This window comes from Hydrogenispora ethanolica (assembly GCF_004340685.1).
GTDB classification, from domain to species: Bacteria; Bacillota; UBA4882; order UBA8346; family UBA8346; genus Hydrogenispora; species Hydrogenispora ethanolica.
In genome coordinates, this window is record NZ_SLUN01000006.1 from 77,298 (window position 1) to 90,502 (window position 13,205).

Annotated in this window: 10 protein-coding genes; all 10 read left to right on the top strand. The window is 50.4% G+C overall.

Annotation, left to right across the window (positions count from 1 at the left end):
- The first annotated feature begins 1,158 nt into the window (after positions 1-1,158).
- The 10 genes from EDC14_RS07070 to EDC14_RS07115 all read left to right on the top strand — a co-directional run bounded on the left by EDC14_RS07070 (position 1,159) and on the right by EDC14_RS07115 (position 13,102).
- Positions 1,159-2,940, top strand: coding sequence for a sensor histidine kinase (locus EDC14_RS07070; RefSeq protein ID WP_165907862.1), 1,782 nt, complete (start codon positions 1,159-1,161; stop codon positions 2,938-2,940).
- Positions 2,937-4,520, top strand: a complete 1,584-nt coding sequence (locus tag EDC14_RS07075; RefSeq protein WP_132013569.1) for a response regulator transcription factor — start codon at positions 2,937-2,939, stop codon at positions 4,518-4,520. The genes EDC14_RS07070 and EDC14_RS07075 overlap by 4 nt, the downstream gene beginning before the upstream one ends.
- Positions 4,521-4,715: 195 nt before the next feature.
- The gene (locus EDC14_RS07080; protein ID WP_165907863.1) at positions 4,716-5,897 is read left to right on the top strand and encodes an extracellular solute-binding protein; all 1,182 of its coding nucleotides are present in this window, start codon (positions 4,716-4,718) and stop codon (positions 5,895-5,897) included.
- A gap of 96 nt (positions 5,898-5,993) precedes the next feature.
- Entirely contained in the window at positions 5,994-6,914 is a 921-nt protein-coding gene (locus tag EDC14_RS07085) for a carbohydrate ABC transporter permease (protein WP_132013571.1), read from the top strand.
- The gene (locus EDC14_RS07090) at positions 6,896-7,774 is read left to right on the top strand and encodes a carbohydrate ABC transporter permease (protein WP_132013572.1); all 879 of its coding nucleotides are present in this window, start codon (positions 6,896-6,898) and stop codon (positions 7,772-7,774) included. The genes EDC14_RS07085 and EDC14_RS07090 overlap by 19 nt, the downstream gene beginning before the upstream one ends.
- Positions 7,775-7,795: 21 nt before the next feature.
- Entirely contained in the window at positions 7,796-9,136 is a 1,341-nt protein-coding gene (locus tag EDC14_RS07095; RefSeq protein WP_132013573.1) for an FAD-dependent oxidoreductase, read from the top strand.
- Between the two features lie 51 nt (positions 9,137-9,187).
- A complete protein-coding gene (locus EDC14_RS07100; RefSeq protein WP_132013574.1) occupies positions 9,188-10,075 on the top strand; it encodes a dihydrodipicolinate synthase family protein in 888 nt (295 codons plus the stop codon).
- A gap of 367 nt (positions 10,076-10,442) precedes the next feature.
- Positions 10,443-10,835 (top strand): Fur family transcriptional regulator, encoded by a 393-nt coding sequence (locus EDC14_RS07105; RefSeq protein ID WP_132013575.1) that lies wholly within the window; start codon positions 10,443-10,445, stop codon positions 10,833-10,835.
- A gap of 72 nt (positions 10,836-10,907) precedes the next feature.
- Entirely contained in the window at positions 10,908-11,471 is a 564-nt protein-coding gene (gene ahpC, locus EDC14_RS07110; protein ID WP_132013576.1) for an alkyl hydroperoxide reductase subunit C, read from the top strand.
- An 8-nt stretch (positions 11,472-11,479) separates the two neighbouring features.
- Complete coding sequence (locus tag EDC14_RS07115; RefSeq protein ID WP_132013577.1) at positions 11,480-13,102, top strand: FAD-dependent oxidoreductase; 1,623 nt, start codon at positions 11,480-11,482, stop codon at positions 13,100-13,102.
- Positions 13,103-13,205 lie beyond the last annotated feature (103 nt).

Here is a 13,205-nt window from a genome sequence, read left to right on the forward strand (position 1 = left end):
TGTTTGCCGACAATTTGCCGACAGCTATATAAAATACCAGTAAGAGAAACCTGGTGGACATATATGTCCACTATTTTTTTGCATTTTTTTAGGCCGGTTCGTTCCCGTGAAATATTTTGATTCATGGCGATGAAGTCAAGAAGCTGCTCTCTGCTAACCGTCACTTCTTCCACTGATTCCAGAAAAGCCGAAACCTTTCTAAATACTAAATCCCTACCATTGGCAGGATGGATGAAAGGAAGGCACGAATATACAGTAAAAACCTTGAATTCGGAGATGACAATGTATCGAAAAAACAACGCAAGTCCGATAGCTACGGTCGAAAATCCGCCTGATTTCAGCAGAGAAACAATAACGGAATAGCTATGCGAATAATTTAACGCGTTGTGCTAGTTGTACTTGATAAAAGGCATAAATTATTAAGGTGATGTCTTGTGTTCAGGTCGGCCATGCTGTTAATGCCCCCACCCATTGGGCCTTTTCAAAGCTGCCCGCCCTCCCCCATTGGGCAATGTCATCAAGCGATGATTACATATCTTGGAATTTTATTTCAACGGTGCCTACGATGTAGACGATATGCGGGCCAACCGGGGCATGAATGCCCCGGCTACAAGATGGAAGCCTTCCGTGGCTAATTTTCAGCAAAATATTTTATCCCGTTTTTTAGGGCCTTTCAAGGTCCTTTCGTCTTGTAGCCGGGTGATTTATCGCCCGGTTGGCGTTCAATTTCGTCAGCTAAATTTTTCCACGATAGCTTGATGACATTGCCCCCATTGGGAGGGGTCCGAAGATGCCTAAAATCGCGTGGCTATGGTTTTAGGCCCGTTTCTCCCTCCTCAGCGTTAAAAAATCTATGATTTTTTAATCGCATACATAGCGAGTGCCTTTTCGAGCGTTATATCTGCGATTAAAAATCTGTGATTTTTAACGCTGGGGAGGGCAGACATCTCTGAATCTGCTTCAGGGGTGAGGGCATTGGCCTGCAACGACATTATAAAGCTTTATCACATTACTTCTAAAAGCTGTAACTACATTACGATGAACTAGCACAATGCGTTAAGTTAATTAGGCTCCATACTACGAAATTGAACTCCGAGAATAATTGAAATGTATCACTGCAGTATGCTATGGATCAAGAAGGCTCAGGGAGGAAAAATAATGAAGGCCGCTCCGCTACAATGGATCGCCAAGAGCATCACCTGGAAATTGACGGCGGCATTTATTCTGCTGATTATCACGCCAGTATTGATCATCGGTTATTTGTCGTTTCATTTCTCTGAGGCGATCATCCTTAAAAAAGTGGGGCTCTCGACCTCGAAGACGCTGGAACAGACAGCCGGCAACATAGATAATCTGTTAAATGGAATGATCTCGGTGGCCAATAGTTTCAATCTGAACAAAAACGTGGCGGAGATCTTGACCCACGATACCAGGAGTCTGGAACGGCAATGGCGAGACATGACTATGATCGATAACCTGTTTGTCACTATCCATAGCACCTTTTTCCCGTATAATAGTTATTTTACGCTGGTTTCTGTGTATAACAACTCCTATACCTCTTGGGATAGATTACGGGGTTCAACCGCCCGAATGATGCAGGAACCCTGGTACAGTCAGATCCAAAGCAACCAGTTCTCATGGATCACGGCTCATGACAATTATGTTCACGAGGAGAGAGCCCGTTACCCGAAAGTATTTACCCTCGCCGGATATATACAGGAGAATATGGAGCGCAAGGTGTACGGTAAATTCATCATCAGCATCCCGCATCAGGAGATCATTAACATTCTCCGGAGAGCGGCGGCGTTTCCGGAAAGCAGCCTTGCATTGCTGGACGGGGCCAACCACCCCTTTATCTTGACCGGAGCTGTCGGAAAACGTCAGTTTTGGGAACGTGTCGCCGCGGCGACGGCGGAGAATCCCAGTGGTTCACTAATCGCTGTTTCCAAAGGTCGTAAGTATGTTATCAATTACCAGCGGCTTCATAAAAACTCCTGGAAAGTGGCGGAGATTATTCCCTATACATCCCTGCTGGGAGAGATTCGGGAGCTTCGAATGAAGATCGACCTGGTTTTGTATCTGTTCATTAGTTTGTTTGTAATTATCGCGGCCCTCATCGCAATTTCGATTACTCGGCCGATCAAAGAGCTGAGTACCTCGATGCGCCGGGTGGAGGACGGGGACCTGTCGGTACGGGTTATGCCAGCCGGCGAGGATGAGGTGGGGCAGTTGGTCGCCAGTTTCAATAAGATGGTACGAAAGATAAAGGATCTGATTGATCAGCTTTATCGGGAGCAACGGCGTGAACGCGAGCTTGAGCTTGATGCGTTGCAAGCCCAGATTAAACCGCATTTTTTGTTCAATACCCTCAACTCGATCCGTTGGATGGCTGTGATCAATCAGGCGGACGGCGTGGCGGACATGATCGGCTCTTTAAGCAATCTGTTACAGCTGAGCATTGATCCGTCCAAGTTTATCAGCTTTGAGGCCGAGTTAGAGAGTTTGAAGAGTTACATCCACATCCAACAGGTACGTTATAACTCCCGGCTGGAAACGATCTTTGATATTGACCCCGCAGTGTTACGACTGCGAACGATCAAATTAATTCTGCAGCCGGTGGTGGAAAACGCGATTATTCACGGCCTGGCTAAAAGCAATGACGGAAGAATCAGCGTCAGCGCTCGACGCGACGAACATTCGGTGATCGTAATCATTGCCGATAATGGGAAAGGGATTAGCGCGGAGAAGCTGATACAGTTGCTGCGGGAACTGAAGGAGTCCGTCGATCAACGGCGTTCCGGGATCGGTCTGAACAATGTTTACCAACGATTACGGTTGAACTTTGGTGATCGGGCCGATCTTTCGATTAGCAGCGAGCCGGGGGTCGGCACGACGGTGATGTTGCGGCTGCCGGCATTGGCGGAAGGGATGGAAGAATGATGATCAAGGTCATGATCGTTGATGATGAGTTTTTGGTTAGGGTTGGCATGCGTTCGGTTTTGGACTGGGGATATCATGGCTTTGAACTTTGCGGCGAAGCGGCGGATGGCGCGGAGGCTTTGAATTTATGTGAAAAGCAGCAGCCCGACATTATTTTGACGGATATTAAAATGCCCAAGATGGACGGGATGGAGCTAATCCGCGCCGTAAAGACAAAATATCCTTGGGTGCATTTTATCATTTTGACCTGTCTGGATGAGTTGAATTTGGTGAAAGAGGCGCTGGCACTTGGAGCAGCCGGCTATTTCACCAAGATCTCGGTCAACCGGGAGGAGATCTTACAGACATTAGTGGGGTTGCGGGAAACGATCCAACAAACCCGGCAGAAAGCGGCTGAACTGGCGAACTTAAAACAATTAATCGCCAGTAACCGCGCGGTGTTGAAAGAGCAACTATTTCAGTCCTTGATGACGGCGGGACGGGCCGGAGAGAACGCCGCCATGCCGGAGGCCAGCCCGTTGTGGAGTTGTCCCGAAGTTTACGACCGGGCCGACTTATTTCTCCTAGTAAGGCTGAACCGCAATCAGTCTATCAGGGATCCGCAGCTGTTTCGCCAATCCGTACTGGATCTGTTGCAGGAGATTATCGGCAGGCATCGACTGTGCGGAGAGGTTTTTCCCGCGGCGGAGACGGAGTTTTTGATCGGCGCTTATGAGCGGGATGACACAGTGCATGAATTCGCACAGCTTGATGCGTTGCTGCAGGATATCCGGGAAAGCGTCCAACTTTACTTCAATACCTCATGCTTGGTCGTATCGACCGGCAAGTTTCATTCGTTTCGGGAACTGTCGGAGGTCTTTCGCCAGCTACAAACGGAACTGGCCGAACTGGCCCGAGCTACGGGAAAACTTCATCCCTCCGGCCGCCTGGACGAGCGGTTGGCCGGGTCCATCAGCGCGGGATTGAAAGAGGGAGACAATGAGAAGATCCTGATCGCGTTAGAAGAAGTGTTCGCCATGGCGACGGAGCGGGGCTGGCAACTCGAACAGTTGCGCAAGATTGGCTTGCAGGTCATGTTTGGCTTCGAAAAAGAGCTAGAGCGCTATGATCAAACGATCGATGTTGTCTTCGCCGATGATCTGATCGGCCAAGTCATGAGCTGCCAGGAACAGACTACTCTCAAGACGCTGCTATTGAAGGCGGCGTTAACTGTGACCGGAGCGCTCGTCGATCTGAAAGCAAATACCTTCCGGCAAGACGTGAAACGGATCATTGATTTTCTGGAACTGCATTATGCTGAAAAGATCAATTTGGATTATGTGGCGTCGCTCGCCAATATGAACAGCGCCTATTTTAGCCGGCTCTTCAAAAAAGAGTGCGGGTTGGGTTTTGTGGAGTATTTGAATCGGATCCGCATGGAAAAAGCGAAGCAGCTACTGCAGAACAGCGCCGTTAAGCTATTGGAGATCGCCGAAAAAGTGGGATTTGAGGATGTCAATTACTTCGGTAAGACTTTTAAGAGGTATACAGGGATGTCACCCAGCGAGTACCGGGAGCAGTTCGGCGTTTTTTTGACATGACAGGTAAAAAAAATACCTGTCATCATTATAAATTCATTAAAAACGCACGTTGACGAGGTTATGGGAGGGAGAAAAGGATTTCGCTAAGTTAAGAAAGTGTAAAAATAATACTACAAATGGTATAGATCCTCCGTTCGTTTCGGGAACGGCTTATTTTATACTAAAATGTATCAAAACGATGGGAGGATATCGCAGATGACTGCCAACTTTATGAAAGCGAACCCCGATATTCATGTGGAGTACGTGTTTTATAAAAACGATCCGGCGGGCAATACCAAATTGAGTACAGCCTTGATGGCTGGGGATGATGTGGATGTGTACTTGAATTACGGGGCCAGACGGATTGAACCGCGAGCTCAAAGCGGCATGGCTGTCGATCTCGCACCCTATCTCGCCAAAGACCATTTGAATATGAAAAATAATTTCGGAACCGACTATTTCACTCAGAACGGCAAGGTTTACGCACTGCCGGCCAGTACTTTGAAAACCATGGTCTGGATCAACGGGCAAGCGCTGCAAGAAGCCGGTCTGGCGATGCCCAAGAAGAACTGGACCTGGGATGATTTTAAAGACTATGCCAAAAAACTGACCAAAGGGGTTGGCTTTAACAAGCGATACGGCGCGATCTGGTATGATCCCGGTTATTCATTTACCACCCCGGCCCGCGGTTTGCTGGGCTCCAATTATTACTATAAAGCCGACGGTACCTCCAACTTTGATCATCCGGCTTTCAAGATGTCGTTAAAGTATAAGCTGGAACTCGAGAACCAACTCAAGGTTCAGGAGAACCGGCTCGAGTTTTTAATGGCTAAACTGAACTACTGGTCAGAGTTTTTCACCGGCAAGGCAGCGATGATGATCGGCTCCGATGCCATGCTCCGACACGCACTCAATCAGAAAGATTACCCCCGTACCTGGAAAGTAGTCTTCGCTAATCTACCCCGTTATGATAAGAACACCAAGGTGAATTATATGGGTCGGACCTTCTTTGACTATATTGCAATCGGTAAGAACAGCAAACACAAGGATGCCGCCTGGAAACTGGCCAAATACTGGGCGACCCAAGGGTCGATCGATATGTTTAAATACGGTCGCGGCTCGGCGTGGAAGAAGACCAATATCTCCAAAATAGCGGAATTGATCATCGGCCCGGAGAATCAGAAACTATTTGATATTCCCAGCTTTAAACGGGTTTTTCTTGATTTCACTAGCCCCGGTTATAATGATAGTAACTTCACCGCTTACGCGCAGGTCGACCAGATCATCACCGAGGAATATGAAAAGGCTCAGCTTGGCACGATCACGGTCGATCAGGCTTTAGAGAATATGAAACGCCGCGCCGATCAAGAGATTGCTAGGGAAAAAGCGAATAAATGACCAAGTTGTAAGAATGGTGGAAGACAAAATCATTGAGGGATGAATACATTCATCCCTCGTTTCAAATCAAATACTCCATGACAGGTGGTTATGAAGATGCTTCACAAAATTCCCGGGCGCGGGCGGAGCTTCTCCAAGCAATGGCAGGATGACATCACCGGATATTTGTTCCTGCTGCCAAGTTTGACGGGTTTTATCGCTTTCATCGGCATGCCGGTGGTCATGTCGTTACTGCTATCTTTTACTCAATGGGACCTGGTCTCCGGATTTCAGGGGATCAAATTCATCGGTTTGGACAATTTCAAGCAAATGGCGACGGATGAATGGTTCATCAGTTCGCTTCGGAATAATCTATTTTATACGGGAATGTTGGTTCCGGTTGCGTTGGGACTCGGCCTTTATTTCGCGTCGATCCTTAATGACAAGGTCTGGATGAAGCAGATTTTGCGCACGGTCTTTTTCATGCCGTATGTTTCGAACATCGTGGCGGTCTCGGTGGTTTGGATGGCCTTGTTCCATCCAACCCGGGGTCCGATTAATTACTTGCTCCACCTACTGGGTATGGCTAATCCGCCGCTGTGGCTCGCCAGTGACAAATGGGCACTGACCGCGATCACGATCATCGAGATCTGGATCAACATCGGTTACAATATGGTCATTTATCTGGCGGCACTGCAAGGCGTTCCCAAAGAACTCTATGAGGCCAGCGAAATCGATGGGGCGACTGGGTTCAAGAGGTTTTGGCAGATCACTTTTCCGTTACTCTCGCCGACCACTTTTTTTCTGTTGATCACTGGTATTATCAACTCATTCAAAGTCTTTGGGCAGGTCAACATCATTACCCAGGGCGGACCCGGGACGGCGACCACAGTTTTGGTCTATTACATGTATACTGCGGCGTTTCGCTTCTACAAGATGGGCTACGCGGCAGCCTTGGCATGGGTGTTGTTCATCATGATCTTTGCAATCACTATCATTCAATGGAGGGGGCAGAAAAAATGGGTCAATTACATGTGAAAGCCGCCGAAGAGCGGTTTGCCCTTTCCCTGGCGCAGCGGCAAGGGTGGGGCAAACTCTTCTATACAGTTGGAACATGCTTGATCGGATTGCTGATGATCATTCCATTCGTCTGGATGCTCTCTTCCTCATTGAAACGGGAATCGGATATATTCGTCTATCCGATTCAATGGATTCCAAAGGTCTGGCAATTCAGCAATTTTCGAGAAGTCTGGCAGGGAAGCGCGCCTTTTGGTTTGTTCTATATCAATTCGATCTTGGTGACATTCTGGACCGTATTGATTCAGGTTTTGACCAGTACAATGGCAGGGTACGCCTTTGCCAAGATCAATTTCAGAGGTCGCAGTTTCTGGTTTTTGTTATACTTGGCGACCATGATCATTCCGCCACAGGTCACTTTGATTCCAAAATTTATCCTCTTTAACTGGCTAGGATTGCTCAATACTCATATTTCGATCATCCTGCCGGGAGCCTTTTCGGCCTTTGGCGTATTTATGCTGCGCCAGTTCTTTGTGACGCTTCCCAGCGAGTTGTCGGAGTCGGCCCGGATCGACGGTGCCAATGAGTTCCGGATTTGGTCGCAGATCATGATGCCGCTCGCCAAGCCGGCGATTGCTTCCTTGATCATTCTGGCCTTTGTCTGGACCTGGAATGATTATATGACACCATTGGTCTTTCTGCGTAGTAAAGAATTATATACCATTCCGTTGGGGTTGGATTATTTCATGGACGACTCCGGAACGGAGTACTCGTTAATTATGGCGGCAGCGGTATCGGCGGTAGTACCGTTGATCGCAGTCTATTTCATCGGCCAGAAATTTTTTATCGAAAGTATCGCTGCTAGCGGCATTAAAGGTTGAAATCAGAATGGGGTGAGCGAGATGTACGATGCGGTTGTGGTTGGAGGCGGTGTAGCCGGAAGCGTGGCGGCGATTGCCAGTGCCCGGAATGGAGCCAGGACCTTGCTAATTGAACGGTACGGTTTTCTCGGCGGCAGCCTGACCAATGCGGGAGTGGGGCCCATGATGACATTTCACGCCGGAGCACGTCAGGTTGTAGGGGGGATCGCCGCCGAGATAGTGGATCGGCTCAAAGAACGGGGAGCCTCGCCAGGACATATCACCGATACCATCGGATATGCGTCGTCTGTGACCCCGTTTGATGCGGAGAGCTTAAAGCTGCTCCTGGATGAGATGGTGAGAGAAAGTGGTTGTGAATTGCTTTTTCACACCATGCTGGCAGGGGTAGCGGTGAGCAATCAAATGCTGAGAACTGTAACGGTTTGTAATAAAGCCGGAATCAGTGAGATCGATGGGAGATTTTTCGTGGATGCCACTGGTGATGCTGATCTGGCCTATTTCGCAGGAGTCGACTGTCAAAAAGGGCGGGACTCCGATGGATTGACCCAGCCAATGACCTTGAACGTCAAGATCGGAGGGGTCGATATCGTTGCGATCAAGTGCTATATCCGGGAGAATCCCGGCGAATTTTTGCTGAAGGATGACGGCGAGTGGATAGAGACTACGGCCCGCCTTTCGGTCTCCGGTTTTTACACGCTCTTGAAAGAGGCTGTCACCGCCGGAGCGATCACTTTCCCCCGTGATTTTGTACTGTTCTTTGAGACCAATAATCCCGGGGAGGTGATCCTCAATATGACCCGGGTTCTTCAAAAAGACGCGACCGATCCAGTCCAGTTGACCCAGGCAGAAGTAGAAGGCAGGCGGCAAGCACGTCAAGCCTTCTTATTTTTGAAAAACAAGGTCCCCGGATTTTCCGATGCAATACTGGTAAGTACCGGCGTTCAGATCGGCATAAGAGAATCGCGACGGATCAAAGCCTCATACCAGTTGACAGCAGAGGACCTGCTGAGCGGCAGGAAATTTTACGACGCCATTGCTCGAGGCGGTTACCCCATTGATATTCATAATCCGTTAGGGCAGTCCACCGACTCTATCCATCTGCCAGAGGGAGCATCCTATCAGATCCCTTACCGGAGTCTGCTAAACGGAAGGATCTTTAATCTGGCGGTGGCGGGTCGCTGCATTGGGGCCACGCATGAAGCGGCGGCCGCAATTCGGGTGTCGCCGATCGCCATGGCGATCGGGCAAGCGGCGGGAACGGCAGTCGCGCTGACTGCGACGCATGGGCAAAATCAGAATTTGCACTGCTTAGATAGCGCTCGATTGCGGGAGACGCTGATGGGTCAAGGGGCAATTCTCTAACAGAACACATCAAGATTAAATTTTAAATATATGTTAAAGGAGTGCTTTTAAATGAAGTTGACAGGGGTGGTCTGCCCGATGGTGACGCCATTGGACAGTGAACAACGGATCGATGAGGCCGGAACTCGGCGGTTGGTGAGCCGTTTGATCGCTAAGGGTGTCGACGGACTCTTTTTATTGGGTACGATGGGTGAGTTTCCGATGCTGGTAGAAGCGGAAAAAGAACGGCTGGTGGAGATCGTGGCCGATGAAAACAGAGGCCGTGTAAAACTATTGGTTAATGTCTCAGCCGAAGGTCCGCGCAAAACCGAATTGTTTCTAAAGAAAGCGGTGGAAGCTGGAGCGGACCTACTCGTTTTGACCCCGCCGTATTATTACAACACGCGCGATCCTAAGGAGATCCGCGATTATTACCTGTATTTCAGCGCTAACTCGGGCCGGCCGATCTTGATTTACGATGCTGGAAAATATACCAATAACCCGCTTCCTGACGATTTGCTGATCGAACTGAGTTATCAGGAAGAAATCATCGGATTCAAAGGAATGCTCTTCAATCATCTGCCGGCTTTTCGGGAATTGACCGGCCGAACCGATTTCTCGCTCTTTCAGGGAGACGAAAGCAGTCTCGACTTGGCGTTACAACTTGGCGCCGATGGGGTTGTTCCGGGCATCTGTAGTTTGGCGATCGATCCATGCGTTCAACTTTACCGGCGAGCTCTGGCCGGAGATTTTCAGGGCGCCAGAGCCATCCAACGGGAATTGGCTGAGATTCAAAAAACGGTTTATGGGACGGGCGGCCGCCACTGGGGTAATGGCCAGAAGTATGCCCTGTCGTTGCTTGGGATCTGTCAGGAATACATCGCCACTACGTTGTTGCCTGTCAGCGAGAGCGATCGTGGCGAGATCCGGCGGCTGCTCGAAAAGTACGCGATCGATTGAAGTGAGTCCACGGCGTAGACCGGGCGGCTGACGACTATTACAAAGTTATACCCGCTTCCTTGCCTTACGGCTTGAATGCGGGTTTTGTCTATACTCTATGGCATGACAATTGGATCATGCCATTTTTTATATCCCGGATAATTCCCATCGGAACGGCTTTCGCCGCATGAAGCGTTCCGGATGGCTGCTGCTTTTCATGACGTTGTTGGGCCAGGGCACAGGCTGGCTACTGCAAAAAAAATTTTTGGATTCGGGTAGAAAAAATTAGATAGTTCTTGACAAACTAAAGAAGGAGTAGTATGTTTTTGTTAACGATAATAGTAATGATTACTATTATTAATATTTTGAAAGTGGGACAGGGAAATCCATGAATCGAAGGTTCAGTACCCAGAAAAAAATGATTGAAGAAGCCCTCCGGATGCTCGATCATCCGACCGCTGCAGAGGTGTATGAGGAGATCTGGAAGGCGTATCCCCAAATCAGCCTGGGTACCATCTACCGCAATCTGAACACCATGGCAAGCGAAGGGGAGATCATGCGGTTGTCCTTTTCGGGTTCTCCCGATCGCTTCGACCCAAACGCCGCTGAACATTATCACATCGTCTGCACCCGCTGCGGCCGGATTCTTGATACGGACGACAGTATCCCGCAGGAACTCCTCAATCAGCTGGACCAAGCGGTTGAAAGCTCCACGGGTGTCGAGGTGGAAGGACGGACCATGCTTTTTTACGGAATCTGTCCCGCTTGCAAAAAGAATTAGCAGTACCAACCGGGATTTCTTGCAGCGCTTTGCTGCCGGAACACGAAAAAAACAATAAAGGAGGCATTCTCAATGTCATTAATCGGAAAAGAAGTAAGTGATTTTAAAGCACAGGCCTTTGTGGGCGGTCAGTTCAAAGAGGTGACCAAAGCGGATCTGCTTGGAAAGTGGTCGGTGTTCGTATTCTACCCCGCGGACTTCACGTTCGTATGCCCGACCGAACTGGGCGATTTGGCCGATCATTATGCGGAATTCAAAGAGATTGGCTGCGAGGTCTATTCGGTGTCCACTGATACTCATTTTGTGCATAAGGCGTGGCATGACGCTTCGGATACCATTAAAAAGATTACGTATCCGATGCTCGCCGACCCGACCGCCAAAATCGCGCAGGATTTTGAGGTTTACATCGAGGACGCGGGCCTGGCGCTCCGGGGCAGCTTTGTCATCAACCCCGAGGGGAAGATCGTATCGTATGAGGTCAATGACACCAGCATCGGCCGGGAAGCGGCTGAACTACTGCGCAAGGTCCAGGCAGCCCAGTTCGTCGCCGCGCATGGCGATCAGGTATGCCCGGCGAAGTGGCGGCCCGGAGCCCAAACCCTTAAACCCAGCCTTGATCTGGTCGGAAAAATTTAAAGTTCGCGATGAAGAACCTTTATGATCTGATTATCATCGGCGCCGGCAGCGCCGGAATGACCGCCGGAATCTACGCCGGCCGCTCCAAGCTGAAAACGCTCGTTTTGGATAAGGAACCAGTCGGCGGACAAATCAAAATCACGTCGGAAGTTGTGAATTATCCGGGTATTCTCCGGACTTCCGGCGCGGAACTGGCCCAGACGATGCGCAAACAGGCGGAGAGCTTCGGTGTGGAGTTTCTGAACGCGACGGTGCTGTCGGTGGATCTTTCCCAGGACATCAAAAAGCTGATAACCTCCGCGGGAGAGTTTGAAGCGCTGGGGGTGATCGTCGCCACCGGTTCGAAACCGCGCACGTTAGGTTTCGAAGGCGAGGAAGCGTTCCACGGGCGTGGCATCGGCTACTGCGCCACCTGCGACGGCGAGTTTTTCGCAGGCATGGATGTTTTCGTCATCGGCGCGGGCTTCGCGGCGGCGGAGGAAGCGATTTACCTGACGCGGTATGCCAGAAAGGTGACGATCATCGCCCGGGAGCCGGAATTTACCTGCTCTAAAACCATTGCCGACAAAGTGCTGGCGCACCCCAAGATCGAGGTGAAATTCAATACCGAGATTCTGGAGGTGGGAGGCGAAAAGGTTCTCCAATACGCCAGATTCGTCAACAATCAGACCGGGGAAACCTGGCGCTACGATGTGGCGGAGGGCGACCCGACGTTCGGCGTGTTCGTATTCGTCGGATACATCCCGCAGAGCGTCGAATATGCCGGACAACTGGAGCTCGACCCATCCGGCTATATTCTGACGGATGAGAATTTGAAAACAAACGTCGATGGCGTTTATGCCGCGGGAGACATTCGTCCCAAGACCCTTCGCCAGCTTGTCACGGCGGTTTCGGACGGCGCGCTTGCAGCCACGGCGCTTGAGAAATATATCGCGGAAAAAAAGGAACAGCTTGGTATCGGCCGCGAGGCGGAGTCCGCCTTCGAACCGCCGGCGGGACCTTTTTTCGACGAAGAACTCAAGAACCAACTGACGCAGATTTTCGCGCGTTTTCAAAACCCCATCGGCTTGGTCGCCTTTTTGGACGAAGCCAGCGATTGGGGCGATGAACTGAAAGGGTTCCTGGCGGACTTTGCGGCACTCACCGACCGGGTCCGGGTGGAGATCCTGAATAAAGGGGAAAACCCGGAGCTGGAAAAGGCGGTTCATGCCACGATCTTTCCGACCTTTGCCATCCTCGACCGGGACGGAAAATACACCGGGGTTCAGTTTCACGGGATTCCCGGCGGCCATGAGATCAACTCCTTCATCCTGGCGCTTTATAACGCCGCCGGACCCGGGCAGGCGATCGGCGAAGATATTTTGGCCGGAATCCGGTCGGTGGCGAAACCCGTCAATCTCAAGATCGGCGTTTCCCTCTCCTGCACGCTCTGCCCGGACGTGGTGGCCGCCGCGCAGCTGATGGCATTGAAAAATCCTCTGATTGAGGCGGAAATGATCGACATCGCCCGATTCCCGGAATTTAAGCAGCAATATTCCATCCTGAGCGTTCCGGCCATCGTGGTGAACGACACCCGGCTCCTGTTCGGCAAAAAGAGCCTGGAAGAGCTGCTGCAGATCGCCAGTACTTGATGGTTTTGGTTCATCCTTTTGCGGGCTCCACCGGTCATTGATAGATCGGTGGAGCTTTTTGCATGTGTCCGGGAGGTGAGCGCCGGAGGCGCCAAGCCGTACG